General features: G+C 61.0%; 16 protein-coding genes and 1 pseudogene. 8 read left to right on the forward strand and 9 right to left on the reverse strand.

What is annotated here, in order from left to right:
• The first annotated feature begins 166 nt into the window (after positions 1–166).
• From zwf to B3V69_RS02345, 7 genes and pseudogenes are all read left to right on the forward strand, one after another.
• Positions 167–1,570 (forward strand): glucose-6-phosphate dehydrogenase, encoded by a 1,404-nt coding sequence (zwf, locus tag B3V69_RS02315; RefSeq protein ID WP_296443411.1) that lies wholly within the window; start codon positions 167–169, stop codon positions 1,568–1,570.
• Between the two features lie 6 nt (positions 1,571–1,576).
• Positions 1,577–2,668, forward strand: a complete 1,092-nt coding sequence (gene tal, locus B3V69_RS02320) for a transaldolase (RefSeq protein WP_296443413.1) — start codon at positions 1,577–1,579, stop codon at positions 2,666–2,668.
• The gene (pgi, locus tag B3V69_RS02325) at positions 2,665–4,335 is read left to right on the forward strand and encodes a glucose-6-phosphate isomerase (protein ID WP_296443415.1); all 1,671 of its coding nucleotides are present in this window, start codon (positions 2,665–2,667) and stop codon (positions 4,333–4,335) included. Before tal ends, pgi begins: the two co-directional genes overlap by 4 nt.
• On the forward strand, positions 4,332–6,428 hold the full coding sequence (tkt, locus tag B3V69_RS02330) for a transketolase (RefSeq protein ID WP_296443417.1): 2,097 nt from the start codon (positions 4,332–4,334) through the stop codon (positions 6,426–6,428). Before pgi ends, tkt begins: the two co-directional genes overlap by 4 nt.
• A gap of 7 nt (positions 6,429–6,435) precedes the next feature.
• Complete coding sequence (gene pgm, locus B3V69_RS02335; protein ID WP_296443419.1) at positions 6,436–8,100, forward strand: phosphoglucomutase (alpha-D-glucose-1,6-bisphosphate-dependent); 1,665 nt, start codon at positions 6,436–6,438, stop codon at positions 8,098–8,100.
• A gap of 131 nt (positions 8,101–8,231) precedes the next feature.
• Positions 8,232–8,630 (forward strand): annotated as a pseudogene (locus tag B3V69_RS02340) (tyrosine-type recombinase/integrase); the annotation flags it as partial.
• 44 nt (positions 8,631–8,674) lie between these two features.
• Positions 8,675–9,763: a PA0069 family radical SAM protein gene (locus B3V69_RS02345; RefSeq protein WP_296443421.1), complete on the forward strand. Its 1,089-nt coding sequence runs from the start codon at positions 8,675–8,677 to the stop codon at positions 9,761–9,763.
• Positions 9,764–9,770: 7 nt separating this feature from the next.
• Here B3V69_RS02345 and B3V69_RS02350 read toward each other — a convergent pair whose 3' ends face one another.
• From B3V69_RS02350 to B3V69_RS02380, 7 genes are all read right to left on the reverse strand, one after another.
• Positions 9,771–10,316 carry a hypothetical protein gene (locus B3V69_RS02350; RefSeq protein ID WP_296443423.1) on the reverse strand — a complete coding sequence of 182 codons (546 nt, stop codon included), beginning with the start codon at positions 10,314–10,316 and terminating at the stop codon, positions 9,771–9,773.
• Positions 10,317–10,331: 15 nt separating this feature from the next.
• Positions 10,332–11,696 (reverse strand): MBL fold metallo-hydrolase RNA specificity domain-containing protein, encoded by a 1,365-nt coding sequence (locus tag B3V69_RS02355; RefSeq protein WP_296443425.1) that lies wholly within the window; start codon positions 11,694–11,696, stop codon positions 10,332–10,334.
• Positions 11,697–11,818: 122 nt separating this feature from the next.
• Positions 11,819–12,952, reverse strand: coding sequence for a molecular chaperone DnaJ (gene dnaJ, locus B3V69_RS02360; RefSeq protein ID WP_296443427.1), 1,134 nt, complete (start codon positions 12,950–12,952; stop codon positions 11,819–11,821).
• Between the two features lie 91 nt (positions 12,953–13,043).
• Positions 13,044–14,999 carry a molecular chaperone DnaK gene (gene dnaK / locus B3V69_RS02365; RefSeq protein ID WP_296443428.1) on the reverse strand — a complete coding sequence of 652 codons (1,956 nt, stop codon included), beginning with the start codon at positions 14,997–14,999 and terminating at the stop codon, positions 13,044–13,046.
• A 70-nt stretch (positions 15,000–15,069) separates the two neighbouring features.
• On the reverse strand, positions 15,070–15,630 hold the full coding sequence (gene grpE / locus B3V69_RS02370) for a nucleotide exchange factor GrpE (RefSeq protein ID WP_296443430.1): 561 nt from the start codon (positions 15,628–15,630) through the stop codon (positions 15,070–15,072).
• A 149-nt stretch (positions 15,631–15,779) separates the two neighbouring features.
• Positions 15,780–16,133, reverse strand: a complete 354-nt coding sequence (locus B3V69_RS02375) for an FKBP-type peptidyl-prolyl cis-trans isomerase (RefSeq protein WP_296443431.1) — start codon at positions 16,131–16,133, stop codon at positions 15,780–15,782.
• Between the two features lie 238 nt (positions 16,134–16,371).
• Positions 16,372–16,683: a winged helix-turn-helix transcriptional regulator gene (locus B3V69_RS02380; RefSeq protein WP_296443433.1), complete on the reverse strand. Its 312-nt coding sequence runs from the start codon at positions 16,681–16,683 to the stop codon at positions 16,372–16,374.
• A gap of 259 nt (positions 16,684–16,942) precedes the next feature.
• Between B3V69_RS02380 and B3V69_RS02385 the strand changes: the two genes are divergently transcribed.
• Positions 16,943–17,230 (forward strand): late competence development ComFB family protein, encoded by a 288-nt coding sequence (locus B3V69_RS02385; protein WP_296443434.1) that lies wholly within the window; start codon positions 16,943–16,945, stop codon positions 17,228–17,230.
• Positions 17,231–17,383: 153 nt separating this feature from the next.
• Here the strand turns inward: B3V69_RS02385 and B3V69_RS02390 are convergent, their stop codons facing one another.
• Positions 17,384–20,047 carry an EAL domain-containing protein gene (locus B3V69_RS02390; protein ID WP_296443436.1) on the reverse strand — a complete coding sequence of 888 codons (2,664 nt, stop codon included), beginning with the start codon at positions 20,045–20,047 and terminating at the stop codon, positions 17,384–17,386.
• 29 nt (positions 20,048–20,076) lie between these two features.
• Positions 20,077–20,304: response regulator (locus tag B3V69_RS02395; protein WP_296443438.1), on the reverse strand; the 228-nt coding region annotated here is incomplete at its 5' end.

The raw sequence follows: 20,304 nt of genomic DNA on the forward strand, positions 1-20,304 counted from the left end.
TTTACGTGTCAATGTACTAGTGCCTATGCCTGTGCCTGAATCAGATCGGGAACTTTCATGTATGCCTTGGTGGTCGCGTCAATGCCGGACGCAATCCATTGATTCGGCGTCGCAGGTCGGCGACGTCAGGTAAGGTCATGAGGTATGAAGTGCCAGGCGTGAACAAATGAATCGCGACGTTTCCTTCACAGCTGCACCATCCGACGCGCTGGTCGTGTTCGGCGCCACCGGCGACCTTGCGCACAAGAAGATCTTTCCGTCGCTTTACGCGATGTGCAAGCGCGGCGCGCTGAAGGTGCCGGTGATTGGCGTCGCCTCGCCAGCCTGGAGCACCGAGCAGTTGCGCGCACGCGTGAAGGACAGCGTCGAGCGTGACGACGACGCCTGTGATCAGCACGCGCTCGACCAACTGCTGTCTTTGTTGCAGTACGTGAGCGGCGACTACAAGGATGCGGCCACCTTCGATGCGCTCAAGCGCTCGCTCGGCACTGCGCGACGCCCAGCCTACTACCTGGCCATTCCACCGGCGCTGTTCCCAACGGTCATCCGGGGCCTCGGCGCCGCCGGACTGGCGGCCGATGCCCGCGTCATCGTTGAGAAGCCGTTCGGCCGCGACCTCGCCTCGGCGCGCGAACTCAACTGCGTCGCGCTGGAGGTGTTTCCAGAAGACGCAATCTTCCGCATCGATCACTTTCTCGGCAAGGAAGCGATCATGAATATCCTGTACTTCCGCTTCGCCAATTCTTTTCTGGAGCCGATCTGGAACCGCCATCATGTCGCGAGCGTGCAGATCACTTTGGCCGAGAAATTTGGCGTCGAGGGTCGGGGTGCGTTCTACGAGAGCGCGGGCTGCCTACGCGACGTGATGCAGAACCACCTGTTTCAGATCGTCGCGTTGCTTGCGATGGAACCGCCAGCGAGCCGCGGCTTTGAGGCCGTGCATCGCCAGAAAGCAGATGTCTTCGATGCCATGCGACCGCTGCGGTCGGAAGACCTCGTGCGCGGCCAGTACGCTGGCTATCGCGAGGAACCAGAAGTTGCCAAGGACTCGGACATCGAAACGTACTGCGCGATGCGGCTGCACATTGACTCTTGGCGCTGGGAGGGCGTGCCATGGTACCTCCGCTCGGGAAAACATCTGGCTGCTACGGCGTGCGAGGTGCTGGTGCGGCTCAAGCCCCCGCCGCAAAACTTGTTCGAAGACTCGGTGCTGCGCGAAGATGCGAACTACCTGCGCTTTCACCTGTCGCCGCGCTCGACCATTGCGCTCGCGGCCCGGGTCAAACGGGGCGGCAAGGAGTTCGTTGGCGACCAGCGAGAGTTTTCTCTGCTGGAAGAAGAGCCCAGCGAACAGACTCCTTATGAGCGGCTGCTAAGCGATGCAATGAACGGCGACGGGGCACTCTTCGCCCGCCAAAACGCTATTGAGGCAGCCTGGGCCGTGGTGGAACCCGTGCTAGGCGACCATCTCCCCTCAACTGTCTACGAACAAGGCAGTTGGGGACCGCCAGCCGCGAATCATTTCATTGCAGCCGATGGCGGCTGGCACAACCCCAAGTCTGAGAGCTGACACATCATGAAGCCGACACAAGAACTTCACGATCTGGGCCAGAGCCTCTGGATCGACAACATCACGCGCCCAATGCTGGACGACGGCACCTTGGCTGGCTACATCCGCGACTTCGCGATCACCGGGCTGACCTCGAACCCGACGATCTTCGAACACGCCATCGGCAACTCCGACGCCTATGACGAGGCGATCGGCCGCAAGGCGCACGAGGGGAAATCGGGCGAGGCCTTGTTCTTTGAGCTCGCGTTGGAAGACCTGACGCGCGCGGCCGACCTGTTCCGCCCGATCTTCGATGCCACCGGTGGCGTCGATGGCTGGGTGTCGCTGGAGGTGTCACCGCTGCTGGCCCACGACGCAGCCAGGACCATCGCGGCGGCGGCAGACCTGCATGCCCGCGCCGCCCGTCCCAATCTGTTCATCAAGATTCCCGGCACGCCCGAGGGGTTGCAAGCAATCGAGGCATCTATCTTCGCCGGTGTGCCGGTCAACGTCACACTGCTATTCTCGCGCGCCCACTATCTGGCGGCGGCGCAGGCCTACCTGCGCGGGATCGAGCGCCGTATCGACGCCGGTCTCGACCCGAAAATCGGATCGGTGGCCTCGTTGTTCGTGAGCCGCTGGGACGTGGCGGCGAACAAGGTGCTGTCGCCGCAACTGAACAACCGGCTGGGCATCGCCGTCGCGGCAAAGGCCTGGCGCGCTTACCGTGAACTGCTGGCATCGACCCACTGGCAGACCTTGGCCGCGGCAGGCGCCCACCCGCAACGGTTGCTCTGGGCCAGCACCGGCACCAAGGACCCAAGTGCATCCGACACGCTCTATGTCGAGCAGTTGGCAGCCCCCGAGACCATCAACACCATGCCGGAAAAGACCCTGCTGGCTTTCCTTGACCACGGCCAGGCGAGGCAGGCCTTGACGATGGCGGGCGACACCGGCACAGCGCTTATTGCCGAGTGCCGTGTTGAGGGTGTCGACGAGGAGGCACTGGCGGCACGCCTGCAGCGCGAAGGTGCTGACGCATTTGCGGCGTCATGGCGCAAGCTGCTGGAAAGCATCGCCAGCAAAGCGTCGAAGTTGGCAGACGGCGGCACGGCATGAGTCACCTGCCCAGCCGCGGCGGCCCGCAGACGGACAGGCCTACGCTCACCCGCCACCCTGCCTGGCAAGCGCTGGTCGAGCACCACCGCAGCATCGCCGATAGCCACCTGCGCCAGTTCTTCGCCGACGATCCGGAGCGCGGTGAGCGACTCAATGCCGAAGCGGCGGGCCTGTACCTCGACTACTCCAAGAACCGCATCAACAACGAGACGATCCGGTTGCTGCTTGACCTGGCCGGGAACTGCGGCCTGCCCGAGCGCATCGACGCGATGTTTTGCGGCGATGCAATCAACACGACCGAGAAGCGCGCGGCCCTGCACACGGCGCTGCGGGCGCCGGCCGGCGCGTGCATCGTGCTCGATGGCGTTGACGTGGTGCCCGAAGTGCACGCCGTGCTGGACCAAATGGCCACATTCGCCGACGCGGTGCGCGGCGGCCTCTGGCTGGGGCACACCGGCAAACGCATCCGGCACATAGTCAATATCGGCATCGGCGGCTCCGACCTCGGGCCGGTGATGGCGTATGAGGCGCTCAAGCACTATTGCCAGCGCAATCTGAGTTGCCAGTTCGTCTCGAACGTAGATGCCACTGACCTCGTCGAGGCGACACGCGGTCTGGATGCTGCCGAAACACTGTTCATTGTCTGCTCGAAGACCTTTACGACGCTGGAGACACTGACCAACGCCAAAGCGGCGCGTGCCTGGAGCGTGGCGCAGCTTGGCGACGAGCACTCTGTGGCCAGGCACTTCGTGGCAGTGTCGACCAACGCCGAGGGGGTCGCGGAATTCGGCATCGCCCCGACCAGCATGTTCGGCTTCTGGGACTGGGTCGGCGGGCGCTACTCAATGGATTCGGCCGTTGGCCTGTCGCTGATGCTCGCCATCGGGCCTGGGCACTTCCGCGCCATGCTTGACGGTTTCCACGCAATGGACGAACACTTCCGAGGCGCGCCGTTCGGGCAGAACCTGCCGGTTCTGATGGGACTGCTGGCAGTCTGGAACACCGACTTCCTGGAAGCGCAGACGCAGGCCGTACTACCCTACGATCAGTATCTGAAGCGCTTCCCGGCCTACCTTCAGCAGTTGACGATGGAGAGCAATGGCAAGCACGTGACGCAGGCTGGTGCGCGTGTGGACTACGCCACCTCGCCGATCGTCTGGGGCGAGCCAGGCACCAACGGGCAGCATTCGTTCTACCAACTGCTGCATCAGGGCACGCCGCTCGTACCCTGCGACTTCATCGGTTTCTGCCAAAGCCTGAATCCGCTCGACAGCCAGCATGACCTGTTGATGGCCAACCTGTTTGCGCAGACCGAGGCTATGGCGTTCGGCAAGACGGCAGACGAGGTCCGCGCTGAAGGCACTGACGAGGCCTTGGTGGCGCACCGCGTGTTCGAAGGCAACCGGCCGAGCAACACGCTGCTGGCCGAGCGGCTGACGCCCTTCACGCTCGGCGCGCTGGTGGCGCTGTATGAGCACAGCGTCTTCACGCAGGGCGTCATCTGGGATATCGATTCGTTCGACCAGTGGGGTGTCGAGCTGGGCAAGTTACTGGCCCAGCAGACCGCCGCCGAACTCGCAAGCGCGCGCGCGCCAACGCTCACTCACGACAGCTCGACCAACGCGCTCATACGTCGCTACCGGCAACTGCGCAAGGAATCCCCATGAATGACACCGCGCCACTCGACCTGTTGTGCATCAACACTCTGCGCACGCTGGCCATCGACGAGGTACAGAAAGCCAATTCCGGCCACCCGGGAACGCCGATGGGCGCGGCGCCGACTGCCTACTGCCTGTGGCAGCGCTTCCTGCGTTACGACCCAAGCGCCCCCGAGTGGCCAAACCGAGATCGCTTCGTTTTGTCGGTTGGCCATGCGTCGGCGCTGCTCTATGGACGGCTGTATCTGTGCGGTGTCAAGGTGCAAGAAGGCCCCTGCGATCCGGCGGTCACCATGGCCGACCTGCAGAGCTTTCGCCAGGCTGGCAGTCGCAGCACCGGGCATCCGGAATACGGCCTGACCGCGGGTATCGAGACCACCACCGGGCCACTCGGCCAGGGCGTGGCAACCAGCGTGGGCATGGCCATCGCGCAACGCTGGCTTGCCGCCACCTACAACCGCCCCGGCTACACCCCGTTCGACCACAAGGTGTACACGCTGTGCGGTGATGGCGACATGATGGAAGGCATCAGCGCCGAGGCGGCATCGCTCGCCGGCCACCTGAAACTCGGCAACCTGTGCTGGATATATGACTGCAACCACATCAGCATCGAAGGCGCGACGGCGATCACCTTGTCGGAGAACGTCGGCGCACGTTTCGAGGCCTGCGGTTGGCAGGTGCTGCAAGTTGCCGACGCGAATGACATCGAGCTCCTCACGCATTGCCTGCAAACCTTTGCCGACACGCGAGATCGGCCCACCCTGGTCATCGTGCAAAGCCACATCGGCTATGGCGCACCGCACAAGCAGGACACCAAGGAAGCGCACGGCGAACCGCTCGGCGTGGAAGAAGTACGCCTGGCCAAGCAGTTCTACGGCTTCGACTCCGACGCGCAGTTTGCCATCCCCGCTGGCGTTTTGGCGCATTTCAGCGCGCAGTTCGGTCAACGCGGCGCTAGCGCGCACCAAGCGTGGAAGGCCCAATTCGCGGAGTATCGGGCGCGGTACCCCGATCTCGCAGAACAAGTCGATCGCATGCAGCGCCGCGAGTTGCCCGAGGGGTGGGACGCCACGCTACCGAGTTTCAAGGCCGATGCGAAGGGCCTCGCCACGCGCGATGCTTCGGGGAAAGTGCTGAACGCGATCGCCGCACGGATGCCGTGGCTTCTGGGCGGGGCGGCCGACCTGGCGCCATCTACTAAGACGTATCTGGGTTTCGACTTTGCTGGCGTTTTCGAGCCGGTCTGCGATGCGGGCGACGAGGTTGAGGACGATCGTGGCAGCTACGCCGGGCGCAACTTTCATTTCGGCATTCGCGAGCATGCGATGTGCGCGGTCGCCAGCGGGATGGCGCTGTCCGGGCTGCGCCCGTTTGCAGCCAGCTTCTTCGTCTTTACCGACTACTGCCGCGGCGCGATCCGGTTGGCCGCAATGATGGGCTTGCCAGTCATTTACGTCTGGACCCACGACTCGATTGCCATGGGCGAAGACGGGCCCACGCACCAGCCGATCGAGCAACTGGCGTCGTTTCGTGCCATGCCCGGCATGGTGTTGCTGCGCCCGGCCGATGCCAATGAGGTGGTCGAGGCCTGGCGCGTGGTGATGCAGCTCACCCACAGCCCGGCCAGCCTCGTGCTTTCGCGTCAAGCACTGCCCACGCTTGACCGCAGCCGCTACGCCAGCGCGTCAGGCGTAGCATGCGGCGCCTACGTGCTCGCGGATGCGATCGATGGTCGGCCAGACGTGCTGCTGTTGGCCAGCGGCAGCGAAGTTGCGCTATGCATCGCCGCTTACGAACAACTGAAGGTTGAGGGCATCAAGGCCCGCGTCGTCAGCATGCCGTCCTGGGATCTGTTCGAACGCCAGATCGAGGCTTACCGCGAGAACGTCCTGCCCGAGGCGGTGGCGGCGCGCGTCTCGGTCGAGGCGGCGTCGGCACTGGGCTGGGATCGTTATGTCGGGCGCCACGGCACGATCATCGCGATGCGCTCGTTTGGGCTGTCGGCACCGGGCAAAGTCGCTCAAGCCCATTTCGGCTTTGATGTTGCGCACGTTATCGCCGCCGCCAAGCAACAGATCGCGCTGCACGCGGTCCGCGCTTGAGAGCACCATGACCAACCGCATCAGCCCACTCGCCGGCCAGCCGGCTCCGGCCTCAATGCTTGTAGACGTGGTCAAGCTCGTTGCGGCATATTTTTCGGAGCGGCCCGATCCCACGGTGGCTGCACAACGCGTCGCCTTTGGAACTTCAGGCCACCGTGGCTCGGCCTTCGATGTATCTTTCAACGAATGGCACGTGTTGGCGATCACCCAGGCGATCTGCGACCATCGCCGCGCCCAGGGCATCGCCGGACCACTCTTCCTCGGTATCGACACCCATGCCCTGTCCGAACCCGCCTGCGCGAGCGCGCTCGAAGTACTGGCGGCCAATGGCGTGGACGTGATGCTGGCCACGAACGACGAATACACACCGACGCCGGCGATCTCGCACGCGATCCTGACCCACAACCGCAATCGCGACGCCGCGCACGCGGACGGCATCGTCATCACGCCGTCGCACAATCCCCCGCGCGACGGCGGCTTCAAGTACAACCCACCCCACGGCGGCCCGGCAGGCCAGCACGTCACAGGCGGGATCGAAGCCGCAGCCAATCGCTATCTCGATGCGCGGCTCGATGGCGTGAAACGCGTGTCCTGTGCCAAGGCGCTGAAGGCCGGGACAACGCATCGCCACGATTTCCTGAACGCCTACGTCGGTGATCTCGGCAATGCGATCGACATGGACGTGATCCGCAACGCGAAGGTCCGCATGGGAATCGACCCGCTGGGTGGTGCTGGCGTCCACTACTGGGGCCCGATTGCTGAGCGCTATGGTTTGAATCTCACGGTGGTGAACGAAGTGGTCGATCCGACTTTCCGGTTCATGACAGTCGATTGGGATGGTCAGATTCGCATGGATCCATCCTCGTCCTACGCCATGCAGAGCTTGATCCATCTCAAGGATCGCTTCGACATCGCCTTCGCCTGCGACACTGACCATGATCGGCATGGGATTGTCACCAGAAACGCGGGGTTGCTGCCGCCCAACCATTACCTTTCGGTCGCCATTTTCTACCTCTTCCAGCATCGACCGAAGTGGCGCAAGGATGCGGCGGTTGGCAAGACGGTCGTCAGCAGCCAGATGATTGATCGGGTCACGGCGAAGCTCGGCCGCAAGCTCTGCGAGGTGCCGGTCGGGTTCAAATGGTTTGTGGATGGCTTGCTCGACGGCTCGCTTGGCTTTGGCGGGGAAGAAAGTGCGGGTGCCTCCTTTGTCCGTCTGGATGGCAGCGTCTGGACCACAGACAAAGACGGCATTGTCCCGGCTTTGCTGTCGGCGGAGATTACCGCGCGCATGGGCCGCGATCCTGGCGAAATCTACCGCGAGCTTGAGCTTGAGTTCGGCGAGTCCGTTTACGATCGTATTGAGGCGCCAGCAACCCCGGAGCAAAAGCAAATGCTGGCGCAGCTCTCACCACAGCAAATATTTCCTGCAGAGCTGGCTGGCGAAAAAATCCAGAGCATCCTCACCCGGGCGCCTGGCAACGGTGCACCCATTGGTGGCTGGAAAGTAGTGGCGCAGAGTGGCTGGTTTGCGGCGCGCCCGTCCGGCACTGAGGATATTTACAAAATCTACGCAGAGAGCTTTCGCGGAGCGGATCATCTGCGACGCGTCCTGGCGGAAGCACAGGTGATCGTCAACGACGCTCTGGCGGTAGGCGCCGCCGGGAAATAGCAAGCAAAAAAACATGATCGAACCAAAAAACGTATTTGATGTCGCGCCACCGCCGCACGCGGTCGCTTCTGTAACGATCGATTTGAGCTCGGAGTCGCTGACCCGGTGAAACCATGAACGCCGACAAGCCCAAGGGCGGCAAAGATCGGGTGGTGATGATGCCGCGTTCGCTGGCTTGCGCCTTGCGTTTGCAAATGCTGGCAGCCCGCGCTCAGTGGGAAGCCGACCACCAATGCCAGCGTGGTGGGGTCGAAACACCCTACGCACTGGAGCAAAAATATCCCAAGGTCGGCCATACCTGGAGGTGGTTTTATTCGTTTGCCACGCACCTGCTGCAATCGGGCACCGATATCCGAACAGTGCAGGAATTTTTGGGACATTCAGACGTCAGCACCACGATGATCTACACGCACGTGCTCAAAGTTGCTGCGGGCGGCACAGCGAGCCCGCTGGACGCATTGCTGGCGTTGGCAGTGCAGGCATCTGCATCACCACGAGAATGCCGAGAATCCCATGCGCTATATATTTAATAGCTGGCTACGCAGCATTGACGGGGGCTAGAGGCCTATTTTTCATGAATGAAACCACTATTCCCATCCACGCCATCAAAGGCCGTGGTGCGGCCACGCGCATGGCGCATCGCTTCGAATCGGTCGTGCGCGATGCCTTTGATGATGGCTGGGGCACGCTGCAAGCGTCCACGCCCGATGGGCCGCTGCCAGTGGTTACCGAGGTCACTTTTGAAGACGCCAAAAGCGCCACCAGCCGCAACGATTCGCCTGACATTCACTTTGACTATGGCCTCAATCCCTACCGCGGTTGCGAGCATGGCTGCGTGTACTGCTATGCGCGGCCCACGCACAGTTATCTGAATCTCTCGCCCGGGCTGGACTTTGAAACCAAAATCATCGCCAAGCGCAATCTGGCTCAGGTGCTGGCGCGCGAGTTGACGGCGCGCGGCTACGTGCCCAAACAAATCGTCATCGGCTCGGCCACCGATGCCTATCAACCGCTGGAGCGCGAGCTGCGCATCACCCGTGGCGTACTTGAAGTTTTGGCGCGTTGTCATCACCCCTTGGCGCTGGTCACCAAAGGCAGTGGCGTGGAGCGCGATCTGGACTTGCTGGCACCGATGGCGGCGCGCGGCCTGGCGGCGGTTTACGTCACCATCACCACGCTCGATGGTGAGCTGGCCCGCAAGCTGGAGCCACGCGCGGCCGCACCGCACCGGCGTCTGCGCATTCTGAGCACCCTGGCCGAGGCGGGCGTGCCGGTGGGCGTGAGCGTGGCGCCGCAAATCCCCTTTATCAATGACGACATGGAGCAGGTGTTGACCGCCGCGTTTGAGGCCGGCGCCCACAGCGCTTTCTACACCGTGTTGCGCCTGCCGTGGGAACTGAACCCCTTGTTTCAGCAATGGCTGGCCTTGCATTACCCGCAGCGGGCGGCGCGCGTGATGGCGCGCATCCAGGAGATGCGGGGCGGCAAAGACTACGACAGCAGCTTTGCCACGCGCATGAAAGGCCACGGGCTGTGGGCCGAGTTGATTCGCCAGCGCTTTGAGAAAACCTGCGCCCGGCTGGGCATGAATCGGGAACGGGTGGAGCTCGACGTGAGCCAGTTTCGCGGTGCCCTGTTGACCGGGCAGGAGCGCCTTTTTTAAGCCGGGTCTATTTGAGGCGGCGCACCAGGAAGATGGTCAAGAACACCAACGCGGTCACTTCGTAGACGGCGCTCAGCAGGTGCTTGACGGTGGTGAAAAATGACGCCACGGCAACTTGTCCGCTTGAGAGGTCCGGATACTGCAGGAGCATGGCGATGATCTGCGCGTTCTCGCCAAGATCCCAAACCCCGGCAACGACCGGGATGAAAGCCATGACCCACAGGCGCTCCGCGGGGCGGAAGCGGTAGATCAGGCCAGCAAAAAAAGTGACGTACAAAACAGGAAACAAGGTGTCCAGCGTGGCGCTGGCCAGTGCGTAGGTGGCACGGCCCTGGGGACCATATTGCTGCATTGCCACCTGGATGTCGGCCAGGCTGTAATACAGCTTCAGGTCAATCATTTCGCCGTGGAGTGGCAGGGCCGGAAACACCAGCAGCGTCATGAGCAGGACGCCGATAAAGCTAACGATCAGCGATGTGGTGCCCGCGCCAAACTCGAAGAATCTGCGGAAACCTCTTTTGAGGGCGCTCTGGGCGGGCAGAGTTTTGCGCATGGCATGCAAGCTCAATCAGGTGGGCCAGGTCGAACCATGCTCCGGCACCATCGCACGCCAGCCCAACTCATGCTCGATGCGCTTGCGAAGTTCATCCGATGCGCCCAATTCGCCATGAACCACGTAGACCTGGTCGGGCGCCTGGGGCAAGGTGCGCAGCCACGCCAGAAGCTGGTTGCCATCGGCGTGGGCGGAGGCCGATTGCAGTTGCACGACTTCGGCTTTGACTTCCATATCACGTCCATGGATACGCACGGATTTGGCGCCACTGGCCAACGTGGCGCCGCGTGTGCCAGGGGCCTGGAAGCCGGTCAGGATGATCATGTTGCGGTGATCACCCGCGTAGAGGGCGAGGTGATGCAACACGCGCCCGCCAGTGGCCATGCCGCTGGCCGACAGGATCACCATGGGCCCATGTCGGTTTGCCAGGGCACGTGACTCATCGGTGCTGTTGATCATGGTGGCCGAGTGCGTCAGTGCGTGCGTATCCTTGCTGCTGAGCCGGTGCTCCCCCGCGTGGTTCTCGAATAAATAGGTGGTGTGCACCGCCATCGGGCTGTCGAGAAAAACGGGCAGCGACGTGGGCAGGTCACCACGCACTTTAAGCAGGTGAATGGCGTGTAGCAGGGCTTGCGCCCGGCCCACGGCAAACACCGGGATGACGGCTACGCCGCCACGTTTGGCCAGTGTTTGCAAGGCAGGCCCCAATTCGGCGAGCACGTCTTCCTTGGGGTGTTCGCGGTCGCCGTAGGTGGACTCGATCAATACGGTGTCGGCTGCCGGCGCTTTTGCCGGGGGATTCATGACGAGGTCATCGGGGCGGCCCAGATCGCCCGAGAACAGAATGCGCCGTCCGGCCACCTCCAGCAGCACACTGGCTGCGCCCAGAATATGTCCGGCCGGGGAGAAGGTAGCGCGCCAGCCGGGGATGGGCTGAAATGTCTGGCCAAAGTCGATCGCCTTCAGCAAATGCAGGCAATCCAGTGCATCCTGCCGGGTATACAAGGGCAGGGCGGGCGCGTGCTTGGAGAAGCCATGGCGGTTGGCAAACGCCGCATCCTCTTCCTGGATGTGACCACTGTCTGGCAGCAGGATGCGGCACAAGTCGCGCGTGCCACTGGTGGCGTAGACCGGGCCCGAGAAGCCTTCTTTGGCCAGCAGGGGCAGGTAACCGCTGTGGTCCAGATGCGCGTGCGTCAGCAGCACGGCGGTAACTTGGTCTGGCGCGATGGGCAAGGGCGTCCAGTTGCGCAGGCGAAGCAGTTTATAGCCCTGGAACAGGCCACAGTCCACCAGCAGGCTTTCATTGCCGTGGCGCACCAGATATTTGGAGCCGGTGACGGTGCCCGTGCCGCCCAGAAAAGTAATGTTGACACTCATGCCGATAGCTCCCGGTGGATTGATGCCATGGCGCCACTATGCACAAAAAAATGCCGCGAAGACATTTAAATCTTTCGCGGCATGGCTGGGGCGTCAATTTTCCTGACGTGACGTGATATTCGTCAACTGAAAAAACTCTTCAACCGGTTGGTCCAGCTGTCTCCGCTGGGGGAATGCTTGGCGCCGCCCTTTTTAAGCGACTCGTCGAGTTCCTTGAGCAGCTTGCGCTGGTGTTCGGACAGTTTCACGGGTGTTTCCACCGAGATGTGGCAGTACAGATCGCCGGGGTAGCTGGAGCGCACGCCCTTGATGCCTTTGCCACGCAGGCGGAATTGCTTGCCGGTTTGCGTGCCTTCAGGGATATCAATGGCGGCTTTGCCGGCCAGCGTAGGCACGTCAATTTCGCCACCCAGGGAAGCCGTGACGATGCTGATCGGCACCGAGCAATGAATGTCATCACCCTCGCGCTCGAAAATGTCGTGCTTCTTCAGGCGGATTTCAATGTACAGGTCCCCGGCCGGGCCGCCATTGGTGCCGGGCTCGCCGTTGCCGGCGCTGCGAATGCGCATGCCGCCATCGATGCCAGCCGGAATTTTGACTTCCAGTGTTTTTTGCTTTTTGATCTTGCCCTGACCGTGGCATGACAAACAGGGCTCGGGAATCACCTTGCCGGTGCCGCGGCACGTAGGGCAGGTTTGCTGCACGCTGAAAAAGCCCTGGCGCATCTGCACCGATCCGGTGCCGGTGCAGGTGCCACAGGTCTTGGCTTGTGTGCCCGGTTTGGCGCCGCTGCCGTGACACGCATCGCAGGCGTCCCAGCTCGGAATGCGGATCTGCGCATCCTTGCCCCGGGCCGCTTCTTCCAGCGTGACTTCCATCGCATAGCTCAGGTCGCTGCCACGAAATACTTGCCGTCCGGCGCCGGGACGCCCGCGCTGCTGGCCAAACATGTCACCAAAAATATCGCCAAAGGCTTCGGCAAATCCGCCATAACCTTCGCCGCCAGGCCCACCCCGCATATTGGGGTCGACACCGGCATGGCCATGCTGGTCGTAGGCCGCGCGTTTTTGCGGGTCCGACAGCATTTCGTAGGCTTCCTTGGACTCTTTGAATTTTTCCTCGGCCACTTTGGAGGCGTCGCCCTGATTTCGGTCAGGGTGATGCTTCATCGCATGTTTGCGATATGCTTTTTTGATTTCGTCGTCCGGTGCATTCTTGGGAACGCCCAGCACGTCGTAGTAGTCTCTTTTAGCCATTGTCTTTCAGTGCCCGGTTTCAACACAAACGCCGCGTTGAACATGGGAGGTGTTCAACGCGGCGCCTGATAACAGTGTTCAGCGTAAGTGCTTAACCCTTTTTGACTTCTTTCACTTCCGCATCGACCACGTTGTCGTCTGCGGCATGGCTGGAAGCGCCTTGCGCGCCAGCGGGACCGGCAGCACCCGCATCGCCGCCGGCCTGCTCGGCCGCCTGCTTGGCTTGCTGGTCGGCATACATCTTTTCGCCCAGCTTCTGGCTGACGGTCATCAAGGCGGTGCTTTTTTCGTCAATGTGCGCCTTGTCGTCGCCTTTGATGGCTTCTTCAAGGTGTTTGATCGCTTCTTCGATCTTTTCTTTTTCGCCGGCTTCGAGCTTGTCACCGTATTCGGTCAGGCTCTTCTTCACGCTGTGCATGCTGGCATCGGCCTGGTTCTTGGCTTGCACCAGTTCGAGCTTTTTCTTGTCGTCTGCGGCATTGAGTTCAGCGTCTTTCACCATTTGCTGGATTTCAGCTTCGGTCAGACCGGAGTTGGCCTTGATGGTGATCTTGTTCTCTTTGCCGGTGCCTTTGTCTTTGGCGCCCACGTGCAGAATGCCGTTGGCGTCAATGTCAAACGACACTTCAATTTGCGGCGTGCCGCGGGCCGATGGCGGAATGCCTTCGAGATTGAACTCGCCCAGCATCTTGTTGCCAACAGCGATTTCGCGCTCACCCTGGAACACCTTGATGGTCACGGCGGGCTGATTGTCGTCGGCCGTCGAGAAAGTCTGCGCAAACTTGGTCGGGATGGTGGTGTTCTTGGTGATCATCTTGGTCATGACACCGCCCAGCGTTTCAATGCCCAGGCTCAAAGGCGTCACGTCAAGCAACAACACGTCCTTGCGGTCGCCGGACAGCACCTGGCCTTGAATCGCAGCGCCAACAGCCACCGCTTCGTCCGGGTTCACATCCTTGCGCGGCTCCTTGCCGAACAATTCCTTGACCTTTTCCTGCACCTTGGGCATGCGTGTCATGCCGCCAACCAGAATCACGTCGTGGATATCGGCTACGTTCACGCCCGCGTCCTTGATGGCGGTGCGGCAAGGCGCAATGGTGCGCTCAATCAGCTCTTCCACCAGCGATTCGAGTTTGGCGCGAGTGAGCTTGATGCTCAGGTGTTTCGGGCCTGATGCATCGGCCGTCACGTAGGGCAGGTTGATGTCGGTTTGTGCGCTGCTGGAAAGCTCAATCTTGGCCTTCTCGGCGGCTTCTTTCAGGCGCTGCAGGGCCAGCACGTCTTTGCCCAGATCAACGCCCTGGTCCTTCTTGAACTCGGTAATGATGAAGTCGATGATGCGCTGGTCGAAGTCTTCGCCACCCAAGAAGGTGTCGCCGTTGGTCGACAGCACTTCGAATTGTTTTTCGCCATCGACGTCGGCGATCTCGATGATGGACACGTCAAACGTGCCGCCACCCAGGTCATACACGGCGATCTTGCGGTCACCTTTTTCGTTTTTGTCCAGGCCAAAGGCCAGGGCCGCAGCGGTAGGTTCGTTGATGATGCGCTTGACATCCAGGCCGGCGATGCGGCCCGCATCTTTGGTCGCCTGACGTTGCGCGTCGTTGAAATAGGCCGGCACCGTGATGACGGCTTCGGTCACTTCTTCGCCCAGGTAGTCCTCGGCCGTCTTCTTCATCTTGCGCAGAATGTCGGCGCTGACCTGCTGGGCGGAAATTTTCTTACCGCGCACTTCAACCCAGGCGTCGCCGTTGTCGGCCGGCACGATCTTATAGGGCATGAGGTCGATGTCTTTCTGCACTTCCTTCTCGGTGAACTTGCGGCCAATCAGGCGCTTCACCGCGTACAGCGTGTTCCTGGGGTTGGTCACGGCCTGGCGTTTGGCCGACGCGCCGACCAGCACTTCGCCGTCTTCCTGGTAGGCGACGATGGATGGCGTGGTGCGTGCACCTTCAGAGTTCTCGATCACCTTGGGCGTGTTGCCCTCCATGATGGATACGCAGCTGTTGGTGGTGCCCAGATCGATACCGATGATTCTTCCCATGATTTTTCCTTTGAAATTCAGATGCTTTTAACTTGTGGATAACTCGAAACTTTTCAAGCTGCGACAGTGACTATTTCGGGGCGGCTACGGTCACGAGCGCCGGGCGCAGCACCCGGTCGGCAATGGAATAGCCTTTTTGCAGCAGCGTGACCACCGTGTTGGCCTCCAGCTCCGACGGCACGACGCTGATCGCCTGATGCTGATGCGGGTCGAATTTGGTACCAGCGGCTGGGTTGATAGCAATCACCTTGTTACGCTCCAGCGCCGCGAGCAACTGACGCAAGGTGGCCTGGGCGCCTTCGCGAATCTGCTCCGGCGTGGCGTCCTTGATGATCAGACCGGCCTCCAGGCTGTCCGCCACTGGCAGCAGGCTTTCGGCGAAGCTCTCCACGGCAAACTTGCGGGCCTTCGTGATTTCTTCCTCGGCGCGGCGACGGGCGTTATCGGCCTCGGCTTTGGCCCGAAGGAACTGGTCTGCCAGATCGGCGCTCTTGGCCTGCAATTCAACCAGATCAGCCTGCGCTCGCGACAAGGCGTCGGACTCGTTGGCGAATTGGGCCGCGATCATTTCTTCGGTGCTCTGGTAGCCGGCAGGCATGGGGTTAGTTGGGTTTGGATTGGTTTCAGACATGCTATTGAGCCAAATTTCAAGTTCTACGCCCCTGAAATGGGGGCACACGCAGGCAATTCAAGAGCGCACAAGCGCGCACGAGAAAGCGTTTAGGAGCGCCCGGCCGCAGAGCCGGGCGTCTCTGGGTACGCCGGTCGCAATGCCGCGGATCAGCCGGACACGCCCAGCAGTTCGACATCAAACTTCAGGGTCGCGTTGGGCGGGATCACCCCGCCGGCACCGCGTGCGCCATACCCCAGCGCCGCCGGGATGATGAGGGTGCGCGCGCCCCCGACATTCATGCCAGCCACGCCTTCGTCCCAGCCGCGAATCACCATGCCGGCGCCCAGCGAAAAGACAAACGGATCACGGCGGTCTTTGCTGGAGTCGAACTTGGCGCCCTGAACGCCGTCGTTGTAGAGCCAGCCGGTGTAGTGAACGGTGACGCTTTGGCCCTTGGTGGCTTCGGCACCAGTGCCGATGACCGTATCTTCATATTGCAGGCCGGATGGGGTGGTGGTCATGTTGCAATCCTTGTGTGCTATTAAATATATAGCTGGGTGCGCTCTTTGGGCAAGGGCCACACCCAGAAAACCTGAAATTATGCCAGTACACCCGTGCTTTCGATATTTAGGGGCGGCGCATGAGCCGGTGCCGTGGCTTGAAACGCGGCGGCAAAAAAAAGACAGGTCCAACCTGTCTTCTGGATGCCTGGCCTCGCGCAGCCCGCATGTAGGTGTGGCGCGGTGACTGAGCGCTTATTTAAGTGGTTTTCTTGGCCTGATTGGCCACCCATTTAGCGGCAAATGCCGGTAGATCCGCCAGGCGCTTGAGCAAATCCGCCCCCGAGGACGTGACCACATAGCCTTCGCTGCCATGATTGACCAGCCCCGCTTCGCGCAATTCCTTGATACGGGTGTTCAGCGTGTTGGGGGTAATGCCGCCAACACTGTCTTGCAGCAGTCGAAAGGTCTGGGCGTGCCCATCCTTCAAGGCCCACAGTACCCGTATGGCGTAACGGGACTCCAGCAGACCCAGCAATTGACCGATTGCTGCATTTTCTTTGGAACTCATTAAACGGCTCTCCTCAAAGCGTTGGTTGATCGTCGGGGTGTTTTAACTTGTACGCGGCATCAACCTTTGATACCCGCAGTTTTCCGGCGTGACGGGAAACTATATCTCAGATTAGTGGCTGCTACAAGTTTCATAGCTATCAACGCACGCAATACCTATCAAAAAGAGAAAAAAACGGCTGTCTGAGCTTGTCAGTGTCCATGGGAGCTGCTAAGGTTGTCCGCTGATCAGGTCGCCGTGACAATTGCTGGAGAGTTTTATGGTCATCAATTTCGAACAGGTTCACAACTATTACGAACGTCTGGTGTTTGAGGAGGTGGCCCGGCGCTCCGAGGCCCATCCGAACTTCACGTCCGACATGCTGGCCGATGTAGCCTGCGTCGCGTTGAACCGATTGCCTGCCCGCTATGTCAGGCACGATGTCGACATGATGTTCTACCTGACCGAGAGTGAACGCCATGCCATCGAACAATCAATGGAAGAAGCGCTGACCTTTGCGCTGGCTTTTGTGGCTGAGCGCACGGCCAGACGCCATGCGCTGGCCTGATCCGCCGCTTTATTTCCCTCGGCTTAAGCCTCGCCCCAGACTTCCTGCGCCGTCTCAATCACTAGCTCGTCACTTCAATCGCGCTGTCCAGATCGCGCTTCTGACTGCGGATTTTCCAAAGCCAGCCCTGGAATACTTGAAATAGCGCTTATCCTATAGTGGCGATACTTGGTGGCTCGAAATGGTTGAATTCCCTATCCGTAATTCCTCCAGCGGGCGCGGCGCGGCAATGGCCCAGCCTTGGGCATGATCGACGCCGAGTTGCTTCAACATGTCCAGGACGATGTCGGTTTCCGCGCATTCGGCCACGGTCTGGATTGCCATCACGTGCGCAATCTGGTTGATGGCATTGGCCAGGGCCCGATTGACCTCGTCTTCGATGATGCTCTTGATGAAGGAGCCGTCGATTTTGATGAAATCCACCGGCAGTTTCTTGATGTAAGTGAATGAGGACATGGCGCCCCCAAAGTTGTCCAGGGCGAACCAGCAGCCGATTTTCTTGAGTTCGTTCATGAACTGCATCGCGCGCTGCAAGTTGGCCATGGCGGTTGTTTCAGTGATCTCGAAGCAGAGTGAGTCGGGTGCCACCTGATATTCCTCCAGCAGGCCGCGAATGTAGCCGACCAGATTGTCGTCGCTGAGGGAGGCGCCGGACAGGTTGACCGCGAAAATAGGCGGCTGTTCCTCGGCGTGGCCGCTGGGCGATGCCGCACAGTTCGCCACTACCTGGCGCAACACCCAGCGGTCGATGGCGGGCATCAGGTTGAAGCGTTCCGCCGCCGGGATGAAGGCGGCGGGTTCCACCAGATTGCCACCGTCATCCAGCAGGCGCAGCAGAATTTCGTAGTGCGGGCGTTCGCCAGTCACGCCGGATAGCGGTGTGATCGGCTGGTAGCACAGCCTGAAACGGTTTTCGTCGAGCGCCTGGGTGAGGCGTGAAACCCACTGCATCTGGCTGCGCCGCTCGGCGAAATCGCTGTCATCTTCCTGGTAGACGTGCACCCGGTTGCGGCCCTTCTCCTTGGCGATATAGCAGGCGGTGTCGGCGGCGCTCATGACTGTGCTCGCGTTTTCGGTATGGGGCGTAATGGACACCACACCGATGCTGATGCCGATACTGAACGGCTTGTCCCGCCAGACAAAACGGAAGCTGCGCACTGCTTCGCACAACTCGTTGCACAGCCGGATGGCCTGATCCAGATGACAGTGCTCAAGCAGGATGCCGAACTCGTCGCCGCCCAGCCGCGCCAGCGTGTCACGCTGGCGCATCTTTTCGTGCAGCAGGGCGCTGATCTGGCGTAGCAGCTCGTCGCCCGCGTTATGGCCGCAGGTGTCGTTGACCACCTTGAACTGATCCAGATCGAGATAGCACAGCGCGTGTTCGAATTTCTCCGCGTGGGCGCTGGCGAGTACGCGCACTAAGCGCTGCTCGAATTCGGCGCGGTTGACCAGTCCGGTCAATGGGTCGTGGCTGGCCTGGTAGGACAGTTGGCGGGATAGTTGTCTTTGCTGCGTGACGTCGTGGAACACAATGACGACCCCGATCGGGGTGGCGTCGCGGTTGCGAATCGGCGCGGCGCAATCGTCCACGGCGTATTCCATGCCGTCGCGGCGGATCAGCAGGTTGTGGTCGGGCATGCTGGTATAGCTGCCGTTGGCCAGGCACTTGGCGACGATGTCCTGAATCGGCTCGCGGCTGGCTTCATCCACGATGTTGAACACCTCGGCAAACGCTTGTCCGCGTGCTTCGCTCAAACCCCAGCCGGTGAGTTGTTCGGCGAGCGGGTTCATGTAGCCGATCTTCCCGTTGGTGTCGGCGGTGATCACTGCGTCGCCGATGGAGGCAAGGGTTACCTGTGCGAATTCCTTTTCCTCGAACAGCTCCGTTTCAATCTGACGGCGCTCCGTGACTTCCTGGCGCAACGATGCGTTGGCCGATTCCAGCATGACGGTGCGCTTGACCACCAGCTCTTCCAAACGGTGGCGATGCTGGCTCAACTCTTCCACCACCACCTTCATTTCGCTGATGTCGATCAGGATGCCTTGCAGGAACAGGGGTTGGCCGTTCTCACCCAGTACCACGGTAGCCTGGTCGCGTATCCACAGAGTGCGCTTGTCGCGCGTGAGCATGCGGTATTCGGTGCGCAGCGGCTGTCTGCTGGTGCGAGCCTGGTTGATGTCGGCGTTGACGCGCGATATATCCTCGGGATGGATCAACTTAAAACGCAGGTTGGGTTCGGCCAGCCATTCTTCTGGTGTATAGCCCAAAGTTGCCACCTGTGGACTGATATAAAGATTGCTGCCGGGATTGTCGATATCTGCGATGTAAGTGATGGCCGGAATCTGCTCCACCAGGATGCGGTAATTGGCTTCGGCGCGCCACAGCATCTGCTCGGTGTGCTTTTTTTCGGAAATCAGGGCCTGCTCGCGCAGCACGCGCTCGATCACGGCGGGCAGCAGCTCCAGGTACTGGCGTTCGACGTCCTTGACCAAATAATCTCTGGCGCCGCGCTTCATCGCTTCCACCGCGATTGCCGCATTGTCGGAGCCGGTTAGCATCATCACCGGCACTGGAATTTCCGCCATCTCGCCGCGCAGCTCTTTTAAAAACTCGATGCCGTCCAGATCGGGTAAGTGGTAGTCGAGCAGGATGCAGTCGATTGCATGGGTGGAGGCGAGTTGCAACCCTTGCCGTCCGGTTTCCGCTTCGTACAGGGTGAAGTCGTAGGCCGGGTTCTGGGCCAGCGCGCGGCGGCAGGCCATGCGGTCGACGATATCGTCTTCGACGACCAGGAGGTGGACTTGCGGCTTTGTCATCTCTTTTGGAATGCGGCTGATGGCAGCGGTTAGCCGGGCATCTCGCTGATCGTCCAGTAGGTGTTGATCGAGCGCATGACTTCGACGAACCGCTGGTAATCCACCGGCTTGGCCATATAGCCCGCCACGCCCAGGTTGAAGCTATTGACCTTGTCCTGCTGCTCTTCGGAAGTGGTGAGCACTATCACCGGCGTGGCTCTCAACTTCTCGTCATGCTTCATCACCTGCAGGAACTCGATGCCGTTCATGATCGGCAT

Origin of the sequence: Rhodoferax sp. UBA5149 (assembly GCF_002413825.1) — a bacterium.
GTDB lineage: Bacteria > Pseudomonadota > Gammaproteobacteria > Burkholderiales > Burkholderiaceae_C > Rhodoferax.

Excerpts from the sequence above, each read along its gene's own strand:
- zwf (WP_296443411.1), top strand. The coding sequence starts at position 167 with ATGAATCGCGACGTTTCCTTCACAGCTGCACCATCCGACGCGCTGGTC.
- tal (WP_296443413.1), top strand. The coding sequence starts at position 1,577 with ATGAAGCCGACACAAGAACTTCACGATCTGGGCCAGAGCCTCTGGATC.
- pgi (WP_296443415.1), top strand. The coding sequence starts at position 2,665 with ATGAGTCACCTGCCCAGCCGCGGCGGCCCGCAGACGGACAGGCCTACG.
- tkt (WP_296443417.1), top strand. The coding sequence starts at position 4,332 with ATGAATGACACCGCGCCACTCGACCTGTTGTGCATCAACACTCTGCGC.
- pgm (WP_296443419.1), top strand. The coding sequence starts at position 6,436 with ATGACCAACCGCATCAGCCCACTCGCCGGCCAGCCGGCTCCGGCCTCA.
- B3V69_RS02345 (WP_296443421.1), top strand. The coding sequence starts at position 8,675 with ATGAATGAAACCACTATTCCCATCCACGCCATCAAAGGCCGTGGTGCG.
- B3V69_RS02350 (WP_296443423.1), bottom strand. The coding sequence starts at position 10,316 with ATGCGCAAAACTCTGCCCGCCCAGAGCGCCCTCAAAAGAGGTTTCCGC.
- B3V69_RS02355 (WP_296443425.1), bottom strand. The coding sequence starts at position 11,696 with ATGAGTGTCAACATTACTTTTCTGGGCGGCACGGGCACCGTCACCGGC.
- dnaJ (WP_296443427.1), bottom strand. The coding sequence starts at position 12,952 with ATGGCTAAAAGAGACTACTACGACGTGCTGGGCGTTCCCAAGAATGCA.
- dnaK (WP_296443428.1), bottom strand. The coding sequence starts at position 14,999 with ATGGGAAGAATCATCGGTATCGATCTGGGCACCACCAACAGCTGCGTA.
- grpE (WP_296443430.1), bottom strand. The coding sequence starts at position 15,630 with ATGTCTGAAACCAATCCAAACCCAACTAACCCCATGCCTGCCGGCTAC.
- B3V69_RS02375 (WP_296443431.1), bottom strand. The coding sequence starts at position 16,133 with ATGACCACCACCCCATCCGGCCTGCAATATGAAGATACGGTCATCGGC.
- B3V69_RS02380 (WP_296443433.1), bottom strand. The coding sequence starts at position 16,683 with ATGAGTTCCAAAGAAAATGCAGCAATCGGTCAATTGCTGGGTCTGCTG.
- B3V69_RS02385 (WP_296443434.1), top strand. The coding sequence starts at position 16,943 with ATGGTCATCAATTTCGAACAGGTTCACAACTATTACGAACGTCTGGTG.
- B3V69_RS02390 (WP_296443436.1), bottom strand. The coding sequence starts at position 20,047 with ATGACAAAGCCGCAAGTCCACCTCCTGGTCGTCGAAGACGATATCGTC.